At 41.3% G+C, this 25,586-nt stretch carries 16 protein-coding genes; 6 read left to right on the forward strand and 10 right to left on the reverse strand.

From position 1 onward, the window contains the following. Positions 1-102: 102 nt before the first annotated feature. From D0S24_RS01150 to D0S24_RS01175, 6 genes are all read right to left on the reverse strand, one after another. On the reverse strand, positions 103-2,220 hold the full coding sequence (locus D0S24_RS01150) for a M56 family metallopeptidase (RefSeq protein ID WP_117018030.1): 2,118 nt from the start codon (positions 2,218-2,220) through the stop codon (positions 103-105). After that, a complete protein-coding gene (locus tag D0S24_RS01155) occupies positions 2,220-2,579 on the reverse strand; it encodes a BlaI/MecI/CopY family transcriptional regulator (RefSeq protein WP_117018551.1) in 360 nt (119 codons plus the stop codon). The genes D0S24_RS01150 and D0S24_RS01155 overlap by 1 nt, the downstream gene beginning before the upstream one ends. A 368-nt stretch (positions 2,580-2,947) precedes the next feature. Beyond that, complete coding sequence (locus tag D0S24_RS01160; RefSeq protein ID WP_117018031.1) at positions 2,948-4,714, reverse strand: SusD/RagB family nutrient-binding outer membrane lipoprotein; 1,767 nt, start codon at positions 4,712-4,714, stop codon at positions 2,948-2,950. Positions 4,715-4,733: 19 nt separating this feature from the next. Further along, entirely contained in the window at positions 4,734-8,129 is a 3,396-nt protein-coding gene (locus D0S24_RS01165) for a SusC/RagA family TonB-linked outer membrane protein (protein WP_117018032.1), read from the reverse strand. Between the two features lie 304 nt (positions 8,130-8,433). Then, positions 8,434-9,264, reverse strand: a complete 831-nt coding sequence (locus D0S24_RS01170) for a sugar phosphate isomerase/epimerase (protein WP_117018033.1) — start codon at positions 9,262-9,264, stop codon at positions 8,434-8,436. A 13-nt stretch (positions 9,265-9,277) separates the two neighbouring features. Beyond that, positions 9,278-10,006 carry a phytanoyl-CoA dioxygenase family protein gene (locus D0S24_RS01175; protein WP_117018552.1) on the reverse strand — a complete coding sequence of 243 codons (729 nt, stop codon included), beginning with the start codon at positions 10,004-10,006 and terminating at the stop codon, positions 9,278-9,280. Positions 10,007-10,094: 88 nt separating this feature from the next. Here D0S24_RS01175 and D0S24_RS01180 point away from each other — a divergent pair, with 88 nt between their 5' ends. After that, positions 10,095-10,958: an AraC family transcriptional regulator gene (locus D0S24_RS01180; protein ID WP_220377710.1), complete on the forward strand. Its 864-nt coding sequence runs from the start codon at positions 10,095-10,097 to the stop codon at positions 10,956-10,958. Positions 10,959-11,521: 563 nt separating this feature from the next. Continuing rightward, positions 11,522-12,331: a glycerophosphodiester phosphodiesterase family protein gene (locus D0S24_RS01185; protein ID WP_117018034.1), complete on the forward strand. Its 810-nt coding sequence runs from the start codon at positions 11,522-11,524 to the stop codon at positions 12,329-12,331. Positions 12,332-12,432: 101 nt separating this feature from the next. Here D0S24_RS01185 and D0S24_RS01190 read toward each other — a convergent pair whose 3' ends face one another. The 4 genes from D0S24_RS01190 to D0S24_RS01205 all read right to left on the reverse strand — a co-directional run bounded on the left by D0S24_RS01190 (position 12,433) and on the right by D0S24_RS01205 (position 19,429). Further along, positions 12,433-13,941 carry a RagB/SusD family nutrient uptake outer membrane protein gene (locus D0S24_RS01190; protein WP_117018035.1) on the reverse strand — a complete coding sequence of 503 codons (1,509 nt, stop codon included), beginning with the start codon at positions 13,939-13,941 and terminating at the stop codon, positions 12,433-12,435. Between the two features lie 20 nt (positions 13,942-13,961). Next, the gene (locus tag D0S24_RS01195; RefSeq protein WP_117018036.1) at positions 13,962-17,369 is read right to left on the reverse strand and encodes a TonB-dependent receptor; all 3,408 of its coding nucleotides are present in this window, start codon (positions 17,367-17,369) and stop codon (positions 13,962-13,964) included. A 121-nt stretch (positions 17,370-17,490) separates the two neighbouring features. Next, positions 17,491-18,738, reverse strand: coding sequence for a FecR family protein (locus tag D0S24_RS01200; RefSeq protein WP_117018037.1), 1,248 nt, complete (start codon positions 18,736-18,738; stop codon positions 17,491-17,493). 100 nt (positions 18,739-18,838) lie between these two features. After that, positions 18,839-19,429 (reverse strand): RNA polymerase sigma-70 factor, encoded by a 591-nt coding sequence (locus D0S24_RS01205; protein ID WP_117018038.1) that lies wholly within the window; start codon positions 19,427-19,429, stop codon positions 18,839-18,841. Positions 19,430-19,642: 213 nt separating this feature from the next. Here D0S24_RS01205 and D0S24_RS01210 point away from each other — a divergent pair, with 213 nt between their 5' ends. The 4 genes from D0S24_RS01210 (at position 19,643) to D0S24_RS01225 (ending at position 25,488) form a co-directional block, all read left to right on the forward strand. Further along, entirely contained in the window at positions 19,643-20,509 is an 867-nt protein-coding gene (locus tag D0S24_RS01210) for an AraC family transcriptional regulator (RefSeq protein WP_117018039.1), read from the forward strand. Positions 20,510-20,613: 104 nt separating this feature from the next. Beyond that, positions 20,614-21,936, forward strand: a complete 1,323-nt coding sequence (locus D0S24_RS01215) for an L-fuconate dehydratase (RefSeq protein WP_117018040.1) — start codon at positions 20,614-20,616, stop codon at positions 21,934-21,936. Positions 21,937-22,150: 214 nt separating this feature from the next. Beyond that, positions 22,151-22,927 (forward strand): SDR family NAD(P)-dependent oxidoreductase, encoded by a 777-nt coding sequence (locus tag D0S24_RS01220; protein WP_117018041.1) that lies wholly within the window; start codon positions 22,151-22,153, stop codon positions 22,925-22,927. Positions 22,928-23,244: 317 nt separating this feature from the next. After that, positions 23,245-25,488 (forward strand): alpha-L-fucosidase, encoded by a 2,244-nt coding sequence (locus D0S24_RS01225; protein WP_117018042.1) that lies wholly within the window; start codon positions 23,245-23,247, stop codon positions 25,486-25,488. Positions 25,489-25,586 lie beyond the last annotated feature (98 nt).

The following is a 25,586-nucleotide window of genomic DNA, read 5'->3' on the forward strand; positions in this document are numbered from 1 at the left end:
CCTATAGTAAATTCAAATATATGCGATTTCTCTATGAATACTTATTGGGACCTGTATAATATGGTGTCTTTTATCGAGGTAGTTGTTGGGTTGCGTAATGAATTAATTTTTCTTTGTAGTAATCTCTATAACTCCATTCTTTCCTTGTTTTCCATATTTCTTTGTAGTTTCAGCACCTGGCCTATAAGTAGTCGTGCTTTCAACCTCCGAATATTTCAAGGTGGGAACAAAATTCTTGCCCTTGTTTACACCGTTCACATAAATGACAGCTTTTTCCATTCCATTCCGTCTAAATGGGCTTAAGTCATAGATGTCATCCGGGTCGTTCATATTGATGCTATAACCAACCTTCCATTTGCTAATTTGAGTGGTTTCACCTTCATGTTTTATGACTTCAATACTTTCCACAGAGCCCGGTGTGTTGCCGTTTAGGTTGCCATTGGATTGTGGGTCACTGTTATTGTTGCCGGACTGGACCTTCCATTCACTTTTTTTGGAAGTAATTTCAATTACTCCATTTTTTTCTCCTTTTTTGCCGTATTTATTCAAGGCCGCGTCTCCTTTTAACACCTTCATGTTTTCGATTGAACTAGGGGGGATGGTACCAAAATTAAAATCCGAATCTTTTTCGACACCATCAATAATAAATAAAGGTTCCTTATCGGATTTAATGTAGGTGTAAGGATTGATTTGGGTATTTGCTGGGGTTTTGTCGACTGTTATCGCGTTATGATAACTTTTAGTCGTAATCTCTATAGCACCATCTTTTGCTTTTTCACCGTATTTATTGGTAGCCGTAGCTCCTTTTACTACATTAATACTGTGTATGTCCGCAGGGTCAACTTCACTGGCCTTTGAGTCCTTAGTTGCCTTAACTCCATTTATAATGATCATTGGGTCTGTTGGGACTGAATTATTCGTCGTTGGTGATGCCTTGATATGGATTGTTTCAGGATTAGGATTAGTTTTTCGAATTTGGTTATAGGTTTTAAGTCCATCTAGGTTATCATATTGGTCCGACCCATGACCCATAGAAATAATTTTACCATCCTTATCGGCTTCAACATATAATGAAAATGGTTTTATACCACTCTGGTCATTAAATGTATTGGTGCCGGTGATGGTAGAATTGTCAGCTTTGGATACGGTGAACGACGATGATATATTTATGATCACTCCTATTTGGTTTCTCTTAATGTCTGTAAAAGATTGGGAAATGTTATAAACTCTTTTAAGGGTGCTGGTTATCTTTTCCAAATCTTCATCTGAAGTATTTCTATCAATTGTAAACTCAACTTTGGTGGTTTCGTTGCTACCGTTTACTAATGATGATTCCTGTATGTTAGTTGAGGAATTTACCTTTGTAACCGTTTTAGTATTAAATGCTAGTAAAAAGAAGGCAAGGCCAGGAATTACAAGACTAAATTTCCAGGCTTTGAATTTGTTTGATCTGTTTTTGTTTAACATGACGATTCGTTTTTTGATTGATGATGTATAAAATGGATTGATAATTGATGAATATTGTTGTTCTGCTGAGGAATTTTTTAGTAATAGGTATTGATATTCCTTAGAGTTGTCCATTTTTTTTGTAGCACAATGGTCCGCTATATATTCCAAATTTTGTGTTAGTGATTTTTTGTAAAGCCATACAAAGGGATTTACCCATTGAAACGCAGAAAATAACTGGATCAACAAAATATCTATGGAATGCCATTGAAGCACGTGTATTTTTTCATGGGCAATGATTTTTTCCAATTCATCTGTCCGGTGCATGTCCGGATTGTAAACGATGAGATTGAAAAAGGAAAAGGGAGAAGTGTTGGTTTTGGACTCTATATATTTAAAGTCTTTATCATTAATAATGGTTCCTTGTTTTATCAAGCGCCTTAATGATAATAGTTGAACTCCAAGTCGTCCCAGAAAAAGGAGTACACCACAGGCGTATAGTATTGCAATTATGTTCCACCTATTAAGTGTAGTAGCGCTTATGGGAGTGGATTCCATAGTCGGGGATTCGGTCAAAGTTAAGGGTAGGGGGTCTACCAGAATAATCTCGGTAAGCGTCCAGATAGGAAAAATTAGGGCCATGACAATCCCCAAAATCAGAAAAACCCTATGGAAGGTTAAAAAGGTCTCCTTTTCCAGGAAAAGTTTAAAGCAGCACCAAAAAAGACCAAGAATACCACTGCTTTTTACCAGGTATATAAGGAAATCTTCCATTAGTTCTTTTTTTCTATGTGCTTTATAATTTCTTTCAATTCTTCCACACTTATTTTATCCTCGGAGGCAAAATGTGATACCAGATTCTTATATGAATTATTAAAATAATCCTCAATGGCTCCACTAATGAATTGCTTTCGATACTCTTCCTTGGCTACTAAAGGGTAGTATTGGTGGGTATTTCCGTAGGCTTCATGGGATACATATCCCTTTTCTTCCAGATTACGGATAATCGTGGAAAGGGTGTTATAATGGGGTCTGTCTTTCGTAAATTTAGCAAGAACATCCTTTACAAAAGCCTTCTTCAAATCCCACAAAACTTTCATTACCTCTTCCTCCTTGTTGGTCAATTTCTTCATAGCTGCTTTATTTATCATTTGTTGGGCGTTACGGCAAAGGCCGCCAGGCTTTACGTTACAAGTCCTCGTTCTGGAATCCATAACTGCGGGCTTTTCACTCCAATCCTTAACGCAGGTCAAACATACAACTATATATTTAGTTGTGCAACTACACAAATAGTTAATTAACTATTTGTGTAGTTTTTATTCGTTAAGGCCAGAAATGTCTATGCGTCAGGATCATTCAAAAAGGCCCCTTATGTGCGCAATGGGTTTAAACCAACGTTTTTCTAAAAGTGATGGTGACATCAAAAAAAAAAATGGTTGGCTAAGAATTTAGCCAACCATTTTTTTAATCAATAAACACTTACTTTTTTGTCAAATCACAACTAGTTTCCTCCGCTACCTATGGTCGGGTTGTTTTTATCCCACCAAAGGCGTTGGGAGTTTAGAACACTTGGGGTTTCATCCCTTGGGCTGGTAAATCCTTGGTCTGCGCTTGCTTTCTCCCAGTTTTCCCTATTTAAATCACCTGGTTCCGGTGTTGGGGCTCTCCTAGGAAATGGTATTTCATTGTCATCGGTAGGATAACGCGCCAATAACGAAGATCCATATTTTGGATATCCGGTACGCATGGATAGGGCCCAACCTTCCGAGGGCAATCTGTAAAAATTCAGAAACTGTTGTACATACACCTTTTCCAAATCGTCAGTACCATTAAATTGGACTTCAGGAGTGGCAAGGTAATTTGTAATCTCATTATCCGCTATTGGTAGATAGGGATATGTTTTATTGGCTACTCTTAAGGAAAGATCTCCTCTTTCACCTATCATGTTGTAGGTTCTGATAGAAGATTCTATTCCTTTAATGTACCAATCCTCGGCATTCCCGGAAGTATAACCTTTAAGGATAAATTCGGACATCAAAAAACAGACCTCTGCATAGGAAATGACTACATCAACGTAATTGCCTTCGGGCTGTGGTAGTCCACCATAGGTGTGCTTCGATTCCTGGATCAGTCTTCGGTTCCATTTTGATACCATCATAGTATTGGTTCCTATGGTATTGGGATCGTCTATAAACAAATAATATCCGGGTACCCCTATATTGGGATCCTGCCTATGGGTAGGGGCCCCAATATAACGGTATCCCAATATATCCTCTCCCTCGGCGGTAGTATAAAGTACCGTATTGTCATTGTCTATATCCACAGCAGGTGAAATATCGGCTGTGCTAGCAAAGGCATCAATGGATTCTTGTGTATAACCATTGGGTTCAAAGAAAATTCTCAATCTAGGATCTACGGTACCTTTCATAAAATCTACAATAGGTTTTGCGGCCCACATAAGTCCTTTCCATTCAAAGGCGGCACCGGCAGAACCACGGTATGTTCCGCCTAGGTCAAAAATGAACTGATCTTCATCACCTTCAAATAACCGGCCATCTGTCACCACACTGGCTATAATTTCCCTTGCCTTGGTTTCGTTTTGAGACAACAAACGTGTGGCAATTCGCAATTTAACCGCATTGGCACATTTCACCCATTTTGAGGCGTCCCCATTATATACTATGTCACTGCTGCCAAAGTCGAATTCATTGACCAGATTCTCACTTAAATTTATGATGGCGTTGTCCAATTCGTCTATCAATTGCAATAAAAGGGCTTCCTGCTTATCATAAATAGGGTCCAATTTTCCCTCATAACGACCTTTACCCGCCTCGGAATAGGGGATATCCCCGTATTGATCCGTAATAGTTAAAGCAAAATAGGCCTGAAGTACATCGGCAGCGGCAACCAATTTTTGTTTTGATTTTTTCTCCTCTTCTGGAAGTTGGCTTATTTGAAGCCGCATTTCATCCAAGTGGTTCATAACCGTTCCATAGAAAGTACCGTATTTACTGCCGGGCAAAATGGTATTTACATCATCCGCATTGGCAATCCCTTGGGAGAGGTACTGGGCCCAGGTCATTTTTTGATGGTTTTCATGGTACCATTCCCCACCACCTTTGTAGGTGCCTATTGATTTTTGCACATAAGTAAACAAGGTTTCCGGAGGGGGAACCCCTACCTCGGGATCGGTATTTATCTCCTGAAAATCCTTTTCGCACCCTACAAAAAGTCCCAGTGCAAACATTATATAAATTATTTTTTTCATGGCTTCTAAATTTTTCCGATTAGAAATTAAGATTTACTGCAAATGTTATGGACCTTACATATGGCGCCGATCTCATTTGCAACGGATTGGCCGCAGCATTATTGCTTATAGATGGATTGATATTGTCCGGCATGGAGTTGTATATGAATCCCAAATCCCTTCCGGTTAGGGAGAGCGAGGCACTATTTATGGACAATTTGTCCAGTATTGATCCCGGTACTTGGTAGGATAGCGATAATTCACGCAGGGCAACCCAACTTTGGGTATAGACTCCCGTTATGGGAGTACCCGTACTTGCAGATGTCCATCTATATATATAGCCGGACCAATGGGTTGGCTCTACCAATCCCTGATCGTACGCCTGCTGATAGGTTAAGCCCCCAACATCAACACTTGTTCGGTTGCCCGAAGGGCCGGAATCAATTGTTGTTCCATCCGGAAAAACACCATCCGGGATATATCCATCCTCATAGGTTTTGCCGAAAAAGTTTTGCCCCTGTCCCTGGCTGGTCCAAACAATACCACCTTGGGAAGCATCCCTGTTGGGCAAAGAGCTTTTTATTACTCCTTGGTGCAGACCATAACGGGCATCCGCGGAATATATTTCACCCCCGTACCTGGCATCGACAATGGCGCTTAGACGTAACCTTTTAAACCTTACGGAAGTATTTGCACCGCCATACCAATCTGGTTGCATATTTCCCATTACGTGCAACGAATCCAAGTTGTTGATTCCAATGGGGTAGGCTACGGACCAACCATTTCGGTTTGCCAAAATTGGTTTGTCATGATTTTCGGTATTGGATCCTTCATAGTAGGAGTAGCCCCTTCTGGTGACCAAGTCTCCGTAATTGCCACCAACATAGGCATAGGATGCCGTACCAGCATTGCTGTCATCAGGATTTCCGTATAAATTAAATTCGTTTATGCCGGGTGCCAATTCAATAATTTTATCCCGGTTTCTAGTGAAATTGGCCCCAATATCCCAACTAAAATCTTTGGTGTCAATAATATTTACATCCAGTGCCGCCTCGATCCCCGAATTTTGAAGGTTACCGGCATTTATCAATTGCCTGTTTATACCAGATTCACTGGGAACGGGCAAGTCGATTATCTGATTTTTGGTATTGTCCTTATAATAGGCCACATCCAAACCAACCTTATTATTAAAAAAACGGATATCTATTCCGGTTTCCCAAGAATATTTCTTTTCTGGCTGTAGATCTGGGGATATTGCCGTATTGTTTTCATATCGAAATAGGTTTAAAGCTGGGTTGTCATTAAAATTGTCTGACACGAACCCTGTAGAGAGTCGATAAGGAGAGGTGTCATTACCAACAATGGCATAGGATCCCCGTAATTTTGCAAACGAAATAAAGCTGGGCAAAGGCAAGGTTTCACTTACCACCCATGACAAACTCCCTGAGGGATAAAAATAGGAATTATTTCCATGTCCGTCCGGATAGACCAAAGCGGAGGACCAGTCATTTCTGGCCGTTAGATTTAGATATAGGTCTCTTCTGAAGCTGGTATTGAAGAAGGCATATACGGAATTTATTTTTTTCCTATCACCAATTCCCCCGTCTACATTGGCAGGATTAAGGGAGTTTGAGATGTTAAAGAAATCCCGGATTTTAAATCCGCCGTTAGTACTTATACTGGTATATTTGGTCTCTGTACTCCACATATCACCTCCCAATATCAGGTCCAGTCGGATATCCTCATTTATCTCTTTGTTAAAGAATAGTTTTCCGGAAAAGCTATATTGAAATTTTTCTCCATTCTCCATTCCATAAGCCCCGCCCAATCTATTCACATCCTTTGCAAAGGTTTTAAAATCCTGGGTCCAAGTGTATTGGTTTAAATTTCCTTCCAAGGAAGCACTAATGTTTTTGGTTATGGTGTAATCCAAATTTAATTTACCGATAAGGGAACCTTCCACACGCTCATTTTCATCGTCCAAAATACCCATCCACAGTTTGCTCATTCGGGTGTAGTTGTAGTTGTCTCCGGCAGGATAGGGTATACCACCGTCTACATCCTTATAATTGTTTCTCCACTTATTTACATCGTAATTACGGGGAAAACCATCGTGGAACCAATCGGAATTTGCTCCGGGATTTACGGGATTTTTTCCTATAGATCTTGTGTAATGAACTGTGGCACCAACGGTTAATTTATCTTTGATCAAATCTTGGGAACCCTTGAAACTAATAGAGTTTTTATCGAAATCGTTCCTCGGTGATACCCCTGTTTCCGAAAAATTGGAGAAGGACAATCGGAAAGCGTTCGTTTCCCCACCGCCATCTACCGAAACGTTGGTATTTCTTAGAAAACCGGTATCGAAAGAGTCTTTGTAGTTATTGGGCTGCGCTACCCATTTGGCCAAGGAACCGTCGTAATCTATGATATCCTGTCCGTCAAACCTTGGTCCCCAACTCGCTGCATGTTCCTCGCTGGAAGTAAAAGCCATGGAGGGCAGACCAGTGGTGAGGTCGTAAGTAAAAAACTGGCTGGTGTCATGTCTGTCGTCCCTTACTCTAGTGTTTGGACCGTTATCAACGCCACTGAACCAACCGGCCGTGTTGCCAGATCCGTATTCATTCTGGAAATCTGCACTATCATAAACGTTTCTTGTGCCTATGGTCTGATTGATACTAACCCCTAGCCCTTTGCGTTTTTGACCGGATTTTGTGGTAATCATTACTACACCATTTAAAGCGCGCGAACCGTAAAGTGCGGCAGCTGCGGCGCCTTTTAAAATGGAAAAGGATTCAAAATCGTCAGGGTTTAGGTTTTTTAATTGGTTGCCCCAGTCCGATCCGTTAGTACCACTAAGGTCGTTGTCCATCAACACACCATCAACCACGAATATGGGCTGTGTATTGCTTCCAAAAGTAGAATTACCTCTTATAGTAATACGTGAACCACCAAAGGTACCCCCCGAGGTAGTACTGATCTGTACCCCTGCCGTTTTCCCCTGCAAGGTGTTAACAGGATTTACCTGTACCGCTTGGGCCAATTCGCCCCCGGCTATTTCGGTAACCGAATATCCAAGGGCCCTTTCCTCCCTTTTTATTCCCAAGGCCGTTACCACTACTTCATCCAATTGACTGGAATCTTCTTCCATAGAAATATTGACGCTGTTGGAATTGCCAATGGTTACCGTTTGGGTCTTCATTCCTATATAGGAGAAAGAGAGTATATCCCCTACGGAAACCTCAAGGCTATAATTCCCGTCAAAATCGGTTTGTGTGCCGTTTGTGGTCCCTTGAACCACAATGCTTACCCCGGGTAGGGGAGTTCCGTCATTGGCATCCGTAACGCTGCCCGAAACTGTTTTGTTTTGGGCCATTACCCCGTTTAAACAGAGTAGGGTCAGAGCCATTAGGAAGAAATGGATTTTCTTGTTCATGTGAAATTAATTAGTCTAGTTAGTATTGACGACGGATGCATTTTGCAAGCGTAGATACCATTAAATTTCTTAACTATTTGTTAACTTTTTTAAAAATATCGACCAACAACATTATTGAAATGACGAACAACGTTCCTTAGTCGTTATTGAAAAAAATATTATGATTTTTGAGAGTGAAAATTTGTTGATTAGTGATATTTTTTTTGCCCTATTTTTTGATGATATTTGATGATGGTCTTTTTTTTGTCAATATTTGATTCAATTGAATTTATGGACCTAATTTGCTATATCTCGTTAATGGATATTAATTCCTTAAATGATTTGGTAGTATTGACACAACAATATGGCTTTTAATAAAGTTATTTATTTCCAATTGATCCCCAAGCGGTATTTTAGTATTGGGCCGGTAAAGGGAGTAGGGGTATGGACCATATTCCGGGGTGATGGTGATAAAGGGGCGGTTGTTATCTTGGGCATTTTTGATCATCAAACCCCACCACTCTGTAAATTGTTCCAACTCCGCTTTGTAATTTTCGTCGCGTGGGTCCACGACCTGTGGAGTTTGGGCCGATCCTACCCTAGCATGGATATGGTACGTATGGCTTATGGCCTTTTTTACTGCTTCGGGTTGGTTTTCCAACAAAGATTCGGCAACACAGCACCAATGTGATAGGTCCGAAGTGAGTTTCAGAAAGGGATATTCCTCCAAGTAGGGCAAACAGGCATGGGCGGCAAAGGAAAATCGTGAGCGATGGGTTTCATGGGTAATGATGACCCCGGTCTCCAATTCAATTTCATGGGCAGTTTCAATTAGGACGGAGTTTTGGCACCTTGTATAAAAGTCCATGCCGGTATGCGAATTCACCAATAGGGGGTTGGCCTCCACGAGGTTGTACAAATGTCTTTTATATTGTTCCCGATGCTTGGTAAAATCTACCTCCTTGGTTTGCCAATGCTGTCCTATGAAATCCAGTTCCAAATCTTTCAGCATGGAACAAATTTCCTTCTTTTTAACAGTTTCCAAAGGAAGGTCTATTTCTACGCCCTGATAACCGGCCTCTTTAATTTTGTTTAAAAATACGGGCCAGGATACATCGGTACTTCCCCAACGTGGATATATAAATTTAATTTGCATGCGTTGTATTGCTTTAATTTCTCTGCTTTCTTTCGCCAGTATGATCTACCCCTTGTTCCCGCTCATAATCGATCATTTTTTTGGGCCTAAAGTTTAGGATCAATGCCCTTCTATGGGTTTCGGTGGTGTTGCCCCGGCTAAAGTGAAGCGTAAAGCCGTCATGAAAGGTGCATCCACCTGGATTTAGGGGCATACTTAAAGCCTTTGAACTGTCTATTTCGCAGTATAGGGCTCCCCCATTGGGTAGGTTTTTGTGGGGCAGGATGGCATTATCTTCTGTTTTTGGGATAAACCACATACATCCATTTTCTACGAACACCTTGTCCAATGCAATCCAACAACTGGCCGATCTTTTGTCTGGCATGGCTATCCAATAGGCAGCGTCCTGGTGCCAAGGGGTTGGGGTATTGGTATAAGGGGCCTTATTGATCATCATGTCAAAATCCAGTTCCATATCTTCGCCTAGTAGGTCTTTGGCCCATTGTTCCGCTTTTTTATAGGCACTGTTATTAATGAGTTCATGGGCTATGGTGCTGGGTCTCATAATTTGGGTAATACGCTCCACCCTACTATTGGTACTATTATCCGCGCCTGCAAGGTCACTTCGCAGGTGGGCGGTTTTCACTTTGTCCCCTAACAACCCGTCGTAAATGGTCCTGAGAGAGTCCACTTCCTCTTGTGTGATTAAATGCTCTATTTTAATAAATCCATCCTTGATGAATTTGGATCTTTTTGTTTCCATGCTGCTCATTTGTGTGCATCAAAGATGTAGTTAAAATAGATAAATAGCTATCAATTTTGTACTATATTACTTTTTTATACATTTTATCATGGATATTGGAGCACAGGAAAGACGGGTGTTTAATTTACAGGATTATGGGGTTAAAAGAGGATTGGCCATTGGGCATTATCGTTATAAACAGGTAAAGCCGGGTCTTGAACGTCATCAACATAAAGGAGCTTTGGAAATTTGCTACTGTATGAAAGGGCAACAACACTATAAGATTGGGGAGGAATTGTATGAGCTTAACGGTAATGATATTTTTGTAGTACCCCCTAATACTGTTCATAGCACGGGGGAATTTCCGGAAGATAAGGGAGAACTGTTTTGGATTCAATTGCTTGTAGATAGTTCCAAAGGGAAACTATGCAATATGCCCAAAGAGCATTCCGAATTTTTGCTTGCTGGGCTTCTGGATAAATCGCAACATGTTTTCAAGGGCTCCTTTCAACTAAAATTTATTTTGGAGAAACTGTTGGTTCAGTTGGAGAATTTTGATTCCTTGTTGTCTAGAATAATGGTGGATCAGTTGATTGCCCAATTACTATTGGAAACCGTTATGCTGTCCAATAGTCCCCAACAAAGTCCGCCATCCGTAAAGCTGAATGACCTGAACAAGTTTATTCATAAAAATCTGCATAGGACAATTTATGTGGATGAAATGGCAAATCTAATTGGGATGTCCGTGGGGTATTTTAAGTTTTGGTTTAAATCGAAAACGGGTATGCCGCCTAGGGAATTTGTTAACCGATTAAAGATTGAACAGGCCAAAATAGATTTATTGTCCGGTAACTCGGTAACTAAAGTAGCCTTTGGTCTGGGTTTTGGTTCCTCCCAATATTTTGCTGTCACTTTTAAGAAGTTTACGGGGTCTACCCCCCGATCTTATAGAAGTTTGCATAGTGGAGAATGAAATATAAAATAAACCTACACCACTTACCTTAATAAAAAAATCCGGAACCACTAGGGTATCCGGATTTTTCAAAACTAACTCAACTCAATTTTAACAGGCCTATTTAGAGGAACTTGAAACAAGCCTGAAAATCATTAAAACTCTAATATTATGTATGTCAATTCATTTCATGAATGAAATCTTAGGCAAGATATGATGTAAATATCCTCTAGGCTACCAATTTAATGATTATTAATGATACATTTTTTGCATTTTTAGCATAGAATAATAATTATATGGTATATATAGGATATATAATTTTAGAAGAATGTCTAAAAGCAAAGTACTAATTAGGTTTTTACGGGTCACCATACCAAGGTGGTGGCCTTTTAGGGGTTAACTCCTTCGTTGACCTTATCTTGCTTTCCTGTTGGCACTTATATTGAAGCTCCGATTTATACACAATTACAATTTTCACTAACTTGTAATCTTGTTACGGATGAATTTGCATAAACAGGTTTTACGACTTGTTTTTCAGTTTGTTCCGAGCCTTTTAATTACATAAATTGTTAATTAACAATAAAATGAAAGCCACTATACTAATATCCCGTTTCCTCCTAATTGGATGTCTCTTTATTCAAAGTCTTATATTCGGACAGTTTAATAAACATAAAGGAGAAGATAAATATCATTTGATAGCCCATCGCGGAGGAGTTGTTGATGACCAAACTGCGGAAAACAGTATTGCTTCGTTGAAAAAGGCTTCAGAAGAGGGATATTGGATGGTCGAGGTTGATTTGCGTTTAACACGGGACAGTGTTCTGATTATCCATCATGATTCAAATTTTAGGAGATACTATGGGGTAAATAAAACCGTATCGGAAATGGATTGGAATGAGGTAAAGGAATTAAAAGGGGATTTGGGTAATAGGGTCCTTTCTTTTGAAGAAGCGCTGAAGTTTTGTCAAGAAAGCGATCTACAGGTGATGGTCGATAATAAAATTAAAGGGTACGATATCGATTTATTTGGGGAAGTAGTGGCATTATTAAAGAAGTATGAACGTTTGGAGCATGCCATGATGATCGGAACGGATGAATCCACTGCCTTCTTCACTGGGAAAGTAAAACTCAGTTGCACACGCCAACAGCTTCAGGATAATATGCTCAAGCCAGGGTTTAATCCTAAAGACTATTATTTGTTTTCTAAAAGTATATCAAAAGAGGATGTGGAATGGACAGGGAGGCATGGTATAATGGCTGTTGGGATAATCAATGCTTGGGCATTGAAAGCTAACAATATGATGGAGGAAGCCGGTGAAGAGGCAAAAAAGTTAAAAGAAGCAGGTGTGGGCTACTATCAAATTGATTCGATTTTTGGTTCTTTGTTTAAGTAGAAAACAAAAACACGGGAAGAAAATTCCTGCCCGTGTCCTGTAATTGTTTTTTTTGAAACTTTTTGGGATTTCAAAAAAATCATATCCATTCCTTAAATGAATCAGTAACCTGTGTTTTGTTCCAGATTTGGATTATTCTGCATCTCGGAGGTGGGTATGGGGAATAAGAGTTCCCTTGCGGTAAGTGCCTTATTTGGCAGGTACGAGAAATTATGCCCCACAAAATCTTCCAAAGCATTGGTTTCCGTGTTATATGCCTTTCTCCATCTAACCATGTCGAACCATGTCTTGTTTTCGAAACTAAGCTCATGGATTCGCTCTATTCGTACCGCTTCCCTAAAGGCATCCTGTGAAAGACCGGTGAGATCGGCAAGCTCGGCACGATCCCGAACTAGATTGACTGCATCATATGCCTCTGTTGTAGGCCCGCTTTGGGCTTCGTTCGATGCTTCCGCATACATCAACAATACGTCGGCATATCTATAAATGCACCAGTTCAAGTCCGATTGGGCACTTCCTTCATTGGCGGTAATATCAAAAAGTTTATAGATATATGGTGCTCCTAGATTGATACTGCTGTTGCGATCGGCCTCCAAGGAATAGCTTGTAAAATAGAATTGCTTTTCTTCTGCCCTCTTGTCGCCCGTCTCATAAGAATCCACAAAGGCATTTGTTGAAAAGATACCTCCGGTTTGGTCGGAATAGGCCGAAATTCCCAAGTTATATGGTAAAATCGCTGCTTGCCAGTTACCAGATTGGATACCCGCCGCGAACTGGGTCATAAAGATATATTCCCCTGTATTTTTGGTCGCAGGGTCGTGCAGCTCGTCATAGGTTTCAAAAAGACCAAACTCTTCCGAATCGATCACCTCTTTGGCTTTGGCGGCGGCAAGTGCGTAATTCTCGGTTTTTTGGAGGGGGTAGCCCGCCATGGTCAGATATACATCTGCCAACAGTGTTTTAATGGCTCCCATAGATACCCTTCCCGATGCATCCCTCCAAGGTAAGTTGGCATTTTCCGCATCTGTAAGATCGCTGACAATCAAATCATATACCGCTTCGGGCGACGATTGTTCAGGGTATAACTGCTCCGAGCCCAAATCTACCGAATTGGTGATAATGGGAATATTCCCGAACATTCTTACCAAACCAAAATAATAGTAGGCCCTAAAGAATTTTGCTGTGGCCAAATAATTTTCCTTATCGGTCTCATCCATATTTATTTCAGGGATTTTCTCTATGGCCAGATTGGCCCTGGAGATGCCGGAATAATATCCGGTCCAGAAACTATTGCCATATCCATTGTCGGAATTGTTAATTAGATCCTTTACCAGGTATATATTGGTAGCCTGTCCCAAAGAGGTATTGGCCAGACCAGTGGCAAACTCGAGCATTAACCAGGTACCTCCGCCAAATCCACTGCTGGTAATCGGAATCAGGGGTTGGTACAATCCATTAACCGCACTTTCGGCATGTGCAGCCGTGGTAAAGTAAGTGTCGGTGGTGAAGTTAGACTCATCTTCTTCATCCAAAAAATTACTACAGGCCGTTATACTTGATATTGTGGTTACGACGGCTATAGCTCTTATAAAGTTTTTATAGAATTTCATTTTTTTTATCTTTTATATGGTTATAGTCCAATATTTAGTCCTAGCATAAAGGTTCGGGGCCTAGGATAATCGTACAGTGAGAATCCTTGATCAAAAGCGCCACCGCCATTCGAACTTTCAGGGTCATACCCCGGATATTTGGTCGATACAAAAAAGTTCTGCACCGAGGCGTATACCCTGAAACGATTCAGGTGCAAGCGCTCTACCAATTCCGGTTTGAAGACATAGGACAGCATCAAATTTCTTCCCCTTAAAAAGGAAGCATCCTTTAATTTTCCTGAATCGTTGTTGGTGTCATATCCGGCCGCAATTGGTCTTATCTGGGCTATATCGGTATCCTGATTGTCCGGGGTCCACGCATTAAGGACGGTCTTGAAGCTATTGGCAATGGTCTGGCGGTCTTCTGCAGAGTGTTCGTCACGATACATTACACTATTGCCATATTGAAATTGCAGGTCTACCAATAGCTCAAAATTGCCATACCTAAAGGTATTGGAAAAGGTTCCAAAACCATCCGCAATACCTTTTCCGATGATGGCCCGGTCATCGCTATTGATGGCCCCATCGTTATTAAGGTCGCGGTATTTGATATCCCCGGGCAATCTGTCGTAGATAGCTGCCTGGGCCGCCTCATCGGTGTTCCATGTGCCCTCATCAATATATCCGAAGAAAGTACCTAAAGGCTCGCCAACACGGATCAGGGTAGATCCCAAGAAAATATCGGAACCTCCTGAAAGCGCAATTACTTCGTTCTTATTGATTGAAATATTAAAGTTACTGCTCCAGCCAAAAAGGTCATTATCAAAATTGACCGTATTCAAATTGATTTCGATACCCTTGTTTTCCAGGCTTCCAACGTTTCTAAACACATTGGTAAAACCACTGGAGGAGGGTATGGGCGCATTTAGGAGCATATCCGTGGTCAACTTTCTATATACATCAAGCTCCAGTCCAATGCGATTGTTTAAAAGGCCCAATTCAATGCCGGCATCCACTTGTTCTGTTTTCTCCCATTTTAAATCCGGATTGGCCATACGGCCCGCTACGGTATAAGTGGCTAGGGCATCATCTAAAATTACCGTTCCATTGGACAGGCCTGCCAAGGCTTGGTAGGCCGGTAGTTCTGAGTTGCCCGTTGCCCCGTAACTGGCCCTGATTTTAAGATTGGAAATGGTTTCGCTCTCCGAGAGAAAATCCTCTTCGGAAGCCCTCCAGGCCAATGCCGCAGAAGGGAAAAAGGCAAACTGATTTTCCGGTCCAAATTTTGAGGATCCGTCGGCCCTACCGGTAAGGGTCAACAAATATTTGTTCATGTAGTTATAGTTGACACGCCCAAAATAAGAGTTGAGACCGTAAGCTACCTTGCTCGAAGAGGGAGCCTGTGGGTTGGAACCTGCACCAAGGTTGTTAAAACCGTAAAAATCATCCGCAAACCCTCTAGTGGATGCTGTTGCGCTGAATTCATCTATATGTTGCCAGGAAAGCCCTACCATGGCCGTTATGGAATTATTGCTGTCAAAATCCTTGTTATAGGTCAAATAATTTTCAAATTGCCATGAATTATAACGGGAGTTGGCGACACTGGCGGCACCATCGGGCATGGCTATATATCTTAGGTCCTTACCTCCGTAATAATCGTTTCTTTGGTTGATAATACTGGTACCTATGGTGGTTCGCAATTGAAGGTTTTTATTAAATTCAATATTACCGTAGAAGTTGCCGAGAACGGTCTGGGTCTTAAGGAAGTATCTACGATCGTTGGCAACCGCTACTGGGCTGCCGCCACCTTCCATTCCTGGATAGTCTATATTGGATCCCCAACTGCCATCTTCATATCGAACGGGGATAATGGGCAAGGCCTCATATACTTGGCGCATGGTAGTGATACCGCCGCCTCCAAGTTGATCTACCTGCTTTTCGTTTTGGTCGTTGTAGCTCAGGCTGCCTCCAACCCTTAACCAATCGGTTACTTCCGTGTCCAAAGTAAACCTGCCGGAGTAACGCTTTAGCCAAGATTCCACGATTAATCCTTCTTCATCCCTAAAGCCCATAAATAGCCCGAAATTTGATTTTTGGTTACCACCGGTAAAGGAAAGCTGATGGTTTTGGGTAAGGGCCGCCCTAATGGCCTCATCTTGCCAATCGGTATCATATAGGGGGTTGCCGTTGGCGTCAAAAAGCCTGGGATCGGTCCTCTTTAATCTGGGGTCGGTATATCTTCCCCCGGCCCATCCTTCAGGGTCGAATTTTTCGGCATTGGCATAGGCAATTTCCTCAACGCGAAGAAACTCTTCCGAATTCAACAGATCAAGCTTTTTAGGTAAGGTTCCCAAACTGAAATCCACATCGTAATTAAGTCGGGTTTCACCGGTGGTCGTACCTTTTTTGGTAGACACCAGTATTACCCCATTGGCGCCCCTGGCTCCATAAATGGCAGTTGCGGAAGCATCCTTTAATACTTCAATGGATTCGATATCATTAGGGTTCAGGTAATCTATCGGGGTACTGCCGTTAGGTAAATTCACTGCATTAAGGATTACACCATCAATTACATAAAGGGGAGTATTGGCGATACTTACCGAGGTATTGCCACGGATCCGTACTACGGTCCTACCTCCTGGTCGTCCGGAGCCGGAGGTTATGTTTACCCCTGCTACCTTCCCGGCCATGGCCTGGTTTAAGGAGGCTGCCGGCCTTTCTGCCAACTCTTCGGACTTAATGGAGCCCACAGCCCCGGTTAGGTCACTCTTTTTCTGTGTTCCATAACCGATCAGCACAACCTCGTCCAATCCTGCTGCACTTTCCTCCAAGCTAATGGAAACAGAGGATTGCCCATTAAGGGGTACTTCTTTTGAGGCAAAGCCAATATAGCTTATAACCAAGGTTGCATTTTCATTGGCCACATCCAGTGAAAAGTTGCCGTCAAAATCGGCCGTAACCCCATTAGTGGTTCCTTTTTCCACGATATTTGCCCCCGGTAGGGGGTTGCCGTCCGCATCGGTAATGGTTCCGTTTACGGTATGTTGTTCAATGGGATTATTTACGGGGTCGACAGATTTGCGTATTTTACCCGTTTTTAATATAATCTGCTTGTTCTTAACGGTAAAATAGATATCTGTTGCTTCAAACATCCTGTCCAAGATATTTGAAATAGGTTCTTTCTTCACATTTACGGAGACAGTTCTCTTTAAATTTACCTTTTTATGGTTGTACAGAAACCTGAAATCGGAAAGGGATTCTATTTCCTCAAAAACCTGTTGAACGCTAACGTTATTTAGGCTTAATGTGATTTTTGTATTCTGGCCATAGGTGTTGGCCTGAATTTTAAATAGAGAAACTATTAGTAATAGGGTCGTTAGTTTCATCTTTAAATGATGTTTACTTAGCCAATCCGAATGGAAAGGCCCTACTAGATTCAATTTTTTCATACTTTTGTAAAGGTTTGGTGATTAAACATTTCGTTTGTTTATATCACTTTCTTATGCCGGGAAATGCTCCAACATTTTCCGGCTTTTTTTGTGAAAGCGATTTGTCCAGTGTTCCTAATTCTCATTTATTGTTCATTGGCGTCTTATTTAAGTTAGTATTAGTTTCGAGTATAATAATTTTGGAACCTTCGCGTACATATTCAAAGGGAGTATCTTCTTTGAAGGCGTCCATGATTTCTTCAATAGTCTCATTTCTAAATGTAGCGGTGTATATTTGATTTTCCAATCTCCCGCTTCTATCTTCTATACTAATATTGAAATGACGTTCCAGTTTTGCCCTAATACTATAAAAAGGGGAGGCCTTGAATAAAAGATACCCATCTTTCCATGCCGTGTAGATATTGGTGTCCACCTCTTTTACGGTCATGGTATTATTGGTCTTGTTCCATGCCGCCCTTTGTCCGGGTACCAGTTGGGCCGTAGTATTTGATCCCATGTTGGCCCCTTCCTTGTATAGGACCACGGCCCCTTCTACCAGCACGGTGCTGATGTCCTCATCTTCCGGATAGTGAGAAAGGTTAAATTGGGTGCCCAATACCCTTATGTTCATTTCGTCCACGTTTACAATAAATGGATGGGCCTTATCTGTGGTAACGTCAAAATATGCTTCCCCTTTTAAAAAAACTTTTCTCTCCTGCCCCTTAAGGAAACTGACCGGATATTTAATGGAGCTTCCTGAATTTAATTTTACCTTGGTGCCATCGGAGAGGACAAGGTCGAATTCCCGTCCATAGGGAATGTTGAGGGTATTGTAAACCAATTTGTCCTGAGCTTCGGTACTGTTATATTGTAAAGAGTTTCCCTGCTGTGAAGCCACCAAATTTCCATTGGTAGTGGTAATTTTTCGCTCTCCGTTCAGCGAAATGGTTTCAACAGTACCATTGTCCAATTGCAATGTAATTAGCTCGGAATTCGGCTTGTTTTCAATATCTGTTGGAGTGGTAGCGGCTCCCAATGTGTTTTGGTTATAAAAGTAAACACCAATCAGCACTAGGAAGGTTGCTGCAATACCGGACCAAAATCCAATATCTGATTGTGGAAAAAATAACCTAACTTTTTTTTTCTTTTCAATACCCTTTATTTTGAAAAGTATTTTGTTCAATAGAATTTCGGAATCTCCTTTTATTCTTTTCTTGATGGGCAGGTTTCCTATTTTTACATTTTCCCAATGCTTGGCCAAAATTCCGTTCATAAGGTCATTTGGATCGGAACTATTGATAAGCTCCATTAAACAATCCAATTCCTTCTCGGAAATGGTATTGTCCACCAATTTTTGGAAGAGCTTCTCCAATTTGTTCTTGTTTTGCATCTATTGTATTTTGATAGCCGTATTATGGGTTGTATAAGTAATACACCTCAAAAATGAAAAAGTCCCAAATTAAATGTATTTTTTTTACGAAATAGATAAATTAGGCTGGAAGAAGGAGAGCGAATAGAAAAAAATATATGGTGTCTGCCATATGCGGTTTTAATTCTGTCCTGATAATTTGTAAGGTCTTCCAGAGATGGTTTTTCACCGTTTTTTGGGTTATTCCCAAAAGATCGGCTATTTCCTCATTGCTCTTTCCCTGTTGTTTGGACAAAATGAAGATGCTGCGTTTTTGAGTGGGAATGTTTTCCAATATATCATTGACCAAATCCTCATATTCGGCAAGGAGAATAGTGTTTTCGGTTTCCTCGTTTAATAGACTAATGTTTTTCCAATATTCCTTTTTTAAGGATTCTTGACAAGCAATACTCCTTAAATAATTGTAGGTTGAATTTTTGGCTATGGTAAATAGAAAGGCATCAAAAGATTGTCTTGCATCTATGGTTTCTCTTTTTGTCCAAATCTTTATGAATACCTCCTGTAGTATTTCCTCGGAGGCATAATCCGACTTGGTTATGGAATGTATAAAATAGTACAGCCTTTTTTCATACAGATCAAATATGGTCTTGAATGCCGCCCTGTTTCCCTTTTTCAGGGAAACAATCAGTTGGTCTAAGGGTTGTCCTAACATTTTACAAGCAATTGAAGGAGTTGGGTTTTGAGTAATTTAAGTTAGTAATTTCCTTAAGAAAAAGGAACCACTTCATGTTAATATCCGAATATATGATGTAATTTCTTTCATTTCAACTAAAATTTACACATTTAGCAATACTTTTTTTGCCAATTATGTATCAGTACAAAAAAAGATGTATATTTATAATCTCAATTAAGCCGTTTATTTTTTATGAAATTACACCTTCTTAATAGGGCCAGTTTACAGAATAGTTCCTTTACGGTTACCTATAATAGGTATTCCCATTTCTTAAAAGTGTGGCATTACCACCCGGAGTTGGAATTGGTTTACATTGCCAAGAGTACCGGTACCCGTTTTATTGGGGATGGAATTGAAAAATTCTCTGAAGGAGATCTCGTACTTATTGGTAAAAACCTACCTCATATGTGGCTTAATGATGAGATCTATTTTGAGGCCGATTCAGGCCTGGAGTCGGAGGCAATAGCCATCCATTTTAAGGAAGATTTTTTAGGGATGGAATTTTTGAATGCCATAGAAATGAAGCCGATATTACAATTGATCAAAAGGGCCGGGCAGGGGATTAAATTCTCCAATATGGATTCCAGACTTATTGAGAAAATTAAGAAACTTCATAGCCATGAACCTTTTGACAAAACAATAAAGCTTATTGAAATTTTGTACAAATTGGCAAATCATGAGGAGTATCAGCTATTGTCGAGTCCAGGGTTTTTAAATTCCTTTAACAAGACCGATAATAAAGGGTTGGATGAAATTTATGAGTTTGTCTTTAAAAATTTCAATCAGCCTATCGGCTCCAAGGATGTGGCGGAGATAGCCAAAATGAATCCTTCTGCCTTTAGTAGGTTTTTTAAGCGTATTCACAGAAAGACCTTTACCCGTTATTTAAATGAAATTCGAATTGGTTATGCCTGTAAATTGCTGATCGAGAACAAGAATAGCATTACCCCTGTCTGTTATGAATCCGGATTTAACAATATTTCAAATTTTAACAGGCACTTTAAGTCCATAACCGGGATGTCGCCTTCAGATTATATTAAACTTCATACTCAAAATTAATATGTATCTTATTTAATGGCAAAGAAAGTATTGATATTGGTACTTCTTGTGGTTGTCATAGATAAGCTTTGGGATTAGTTTTGTTGTGATCAATTTTAAACATAATGAACAGTAAAATTATAATTACGGATGTTCTGGTAAAAGATGTCCGATTTCCTACCAGCAAGTCGCTGGATGGTTCTGACGCCATGAATCCGGATCCGGACTATTCCGCAGCCTATGTAATACTAAAAACCGATCATCCCGACCATCTGGAGGGGCATGGACTGACCTTTACCATTGGAAGGGGTAATGAATTATGTGCAGCTGCCATCCATTCATTGGCACCCTTGGTAAAAGGAAAATCGTTGGGGAGTTTCACTGCCAATATGGGCGCCTTTTGGAAGATGATTACGGGCGACAGTCAATTGCGTTGGTTGGGACCTGAAAAAGGAGTGATCCACTTGGCTACAGGAGCTGTGGTAAACGCCGTTTGGGATCTTTATGCCAAAGTAGAAAAGAAACCCTTGTGGAAACTATTGGCGGACATGACACCCCAAGAATTGGTTTCCTGTATAGATTTCACCTACATCACAGATGCCATTGGCCCTCAGGAAGCTTTGGAACTTTTGGAATCAAAGGTGGCTACCAAACAGCAGCGGATAGATAATTTATTGGCTAATGGTTATCCTGCCTATACTACTTCAGCAGGGTGGTTGGGATATTCGGACGATAAAATGAGGAGATTGTGCAGGGAAGCCAAGGCATCCGGATTTAAGCATATGAAAATAAAGGTAGGATCGGATCTAAAGGACGACATGCGGCGGGCGGCCATAATCAGGGAAGAGATCGGGACCGACTTAAAACTTATGATGGATGCCAACCAGAAATGGGATGTGGACGAGGCCATTGCCAATATGGCGGAACTTAAAAAGTTTGATCCATGGTGGATCGAGGAACCCACTAGTCCGGACGATATTTTAGGCCATGCAAAAATAGCAAAAGCCGTTCACCCTATAAAAGTGGCCACTGGGGAACACTGCCAAAACAGGGTTGTTTTTAAGCAACTTATGCAGGCCAATGCCATTGGTATCTGCCAGATAGATAGCTGTAGGGTTGGAGGGGTAAATGAAATATTGGCCATCCTTTTAATGGCCGCTAAATTCAATATTCCTGTTTGTCCCCACGCTGGGGGAGTAGGGCTCTGCGAATATGTACAGCACCTTTCTATGATAGATTATATCGCTATAAGCGGCTCTATGGAGAATCGGATAATAGAATATGTAGATCATTTGCACGAGCATTTTTATGACCCTGTGGTAATAAGGAACGGGGCTTATATGCCGCCTTCCATGCCAGGTTATAGTATCACTATGAAAGAGCAATCCTTGGAGGACTATAGTTTTCCGGAAGGCGTAATTTGGCAGGATGGGGTCGTAGCCAAATAAATGGGAAAAGTATAATAGTAAACTACCTCGGGGCAATCCCGATAGTTATAGGGACACGAGGCATTGAAAGTAAATTCAAGTTTGATTTAGACGTCTGTCTGCCGACAAAGGCAGGTCCGTCCGAACGGATACGGGCGGGCAAGCGTCGGAGCACCTGCCTGCGACAGGCAGGTTTAAATCTCGATTATCGAGTATAATTAATTTAAAATATAATATGTCACTTTTTAGTCTAGAAAACAAAATAGCAGTTGTCACCGGTGGTGCCAGCGGGATTGGTGAGGCCATATCCAAAGCGTTTGCCGGTCAAGGTGCCCATGTGCACATCTTGGAATTTAATGCGGAAAATGGAGAACGTGTTGTTGGGGAAATCAAGTCCATGGGAGGAAAGGCCAATTTTCACGCCTGTGATGTGTCCAATAATGCCCAGGTGGCCCAAATAATTTCCGCCATTGGTAACGAGGGCTATATTCATATTTTGGTGAACAACGCCGGAATTGCCCATGTAGGAAATTTGGAAGGAACCGCCGAGGAGGATATGGATAGGATCTATAATGTAAACATCAAAGGGGTGTATAATTGTATGCATGCCGTTATCACCAAAATGAAGGAGAAGGGCGGGGTCATTTTAAATATGGCTTCCATTGCCTCCACAGTTGGTATATCGGACAGATTTGCCTACTCTATGTCCAAAGGGGCAGTGCTTACCATGACCTATTCCGTGGCCAAGGATTATTTGGATCAGGGCATTCGCTGTAATAGCATTTCCCCGGCGCGGATCCATACCCCATTTGTAGACGGATTTATAAAAAAGAACTACCCTGGCAAGGAAGCGGAAATGTTCGAAAAATTATCCAAATCCCAACCTATTGGAAGGATGGGCAAACCTGAGGAAGTGGCAAATTTGGCCGTTTATCTCTGCTCGGACGAGGCCTCTTTTATCACAGGAACCGATTTTCCTATAGATGGGGGGTACATAAAATTGAACGGATAGGTTTAATGTGGCAATGTGATAATGAACCAATGAACCAATGAACCAATGTATCAATGTATCAATGTACCAATGAACCAATGTGATAATTTGATGATTTGGAGATACGGGGTTTGAAATGGGATTGGTAGAGATTTGAAAAAGGAAAGACAGTTGGCAGTAGCAGGGGGCAGAAAGAAGAGAATGTACCAATGAAGCAATATACCAATGAAACAATGTAGCAATTTGATGATTTGGAGATTATAGAAATTGTAAAACATAACCTCATAACATGATAACCCCATAACACAAGAAGTAATTCTTATTAAAAAAAATGATAAATGAGTAGGATATTTCAATATTTGGCCATCATATGTTTGTTGGGAGCTTGTGAACAAAAACCAAAGTTCAATGCTTTGGCTATGCAGGTTTCAAATACCATAGAAGTCAAAGATACGGACACTAAAGATTCCATTTTACTTAAGGCGGCCCATGTGGTGCCAACAGCAAATCAGTATGGGGCCCTGCAAAACGAGTTTATAGCCTTCATACATTTTGGTCCCAACACCTTTACCAGGATGGAATGGGGAAATGGAATGGAAGACCCTAAAATATTCGATCTCCAGAATTTGGATACCGATCAATGGTGCAGGGCCATGAAGGATGCCGGCATGAAAATGGTCATTTTTACCGCCAAGCACCATGATGGTTTTGTACTATGGCAAAGTCGTTATACTAAGCATGGCGTAATGTCCTCTCCCTTTAAAGATGGCAAAGGCGATGTCCTTAGGGAATTGTCCGAGTCCTGTAAAAAATATGGCCTAAAATTAGGGGTATACCTGTCCCCTGCAGATCTGTTCCAAATTGAAAATAAGGAAGGGCTATATGGAAATTTAAGCGAGTATACCGAAAGGACCATCCCAAGGCCAGTGGAGGGAAGGCCATTTGAGAATAAAACGACCTTCACTTTTAAAGTGGACGACTACAACGAATATTTTCTGAACCAACTCTTTGAGCTGCTTACCGAGTACGGACCCATCCATGAAGTTTGGTTCGATGGTGCCCACCCGAAAAGAAAAGGTGGCCAGACATACAACTATTTGGCATGGAAGGAATTGATCAGGGCCTTGGCCCCAAAAGCGGTAATTTTTGGGAAAGAGGATATTCGTTGGTGCGGTAACGAGGCCGGGAAAACCAGGGATACCGAATGGAATGTAATTCCCTATCAGGAAGATCCCGATCAGATGAACAGTTTTGCGGATTTGACGGACGAATCCCTGGGGAGCAGGGAAGATCTATACAAGGGCAAATATTTACATTATCAACAGGCCGAGACCAATACTTCTATCCGTGAAGGCTGGTTCTATAGGGATGATGAGGACCAGAAAGTGCGTAGTACGGACGATGTATTCGATATGTATGAAAGATCCGTAGGGGGTAATTCCACTTTTCTTCTCAATATTCCCCCAAATAGGGAGGGTAAATTTTCCCCTACCGATGTGTCCGTACTGGAAGAAGTGGGGGTCAGGATCAATGAAACCTATGGTTCCAATTTGTTGGCGGATGCCAAGGGACCACAAGGGATCTTGGATAACGACCCTGCAAGTTTCGAACTTTTGGGGCTGGGAGCCCAAGAGATGGTTATTGAAACCGATGTCCCTATTACCATAAACAGGTTGGCTATCCAGGAAGCCATAAATACGCACGGGGAACGCGTGGAAAGGCATGCCTTGGACGCTTGGGTGGACAATGGGTGGAAGGAAATTGCTGACGCCACCAATATAGGATATAAACGTATTTTACGTTTTCCAGAAGTGACCACTCAAAAATTGCGCATCCGAATTCTGGAATCCCGTTTTTATCCGGCCATAGCCAATGTATCGGCACATTATTATAAGGCGAGGCCTCCACAACTCAGCATTGAAAGATCGGTAGAGGGGGCGGTATCCATTTCTCCCAAAAAGGATAGCTTTGGTTGGAAACCCCACGGGGAGGATATTGCCGGAAATATAAATTCTGGCTATAACATTCGTTTTTCCACAGACGGTAGCGAACCTACAGCAGCTTCGGAAATTTATCGGCAGTCCTTTAATTTGCCTTCGGGAGAGGTGAAGGCGGTAGCAGAAGTAAATGGAAAATTGGGGAGTGTAACTTCGCAGCTATTCGGAATTGTAAAAAAAGAGTGGAAGCCCGTAGGGGAAGATAGTTTTAAAGGGGAACATACGGCCTTAAAGGCCTATGATGGGGATCCCTTATCCTACTGGAGTTCTGCGGAAAAAGCGGGAACCCATTTCATCAATATAGATCTTGGTAAGGAATATGCCATCAGTGGATTCACATACACCCCCCAAACGTCTTCCTCCGAAGGGATGATAGAAAAGGGTGTGGTTAGGGTAAGTGCAGATGGAAAATCCTGGAAAAATGTGGAGGACTTCCAGTTCGGAAACTTAATAAACGATCCCACGACCAGAACCCATATGCTGAAGTCCAAGGTAAATACCAGATATATTGGGATTGCATCCAAAGTAATTGCAGGAAACGGTAAAACGGCGACTATTGCGGAATTGGATTTTTTATTGGAGTAGTATTTATGCGCAATGAATGAAAATATATCAAAATTGTAATTGGTAGTGGAAATTGAATCCAACTATATTTAGGAATCAAAAAAAAGTCGGTTATCACT

The organism is Arenibacter sp. P308M17 (assembly GCF_003426735.1).
Lineage (GTDB): Bacteria > Bacteroidota > Bacteroidia > Flavobacteriales > Flavobacteriaceae > Arenibacter.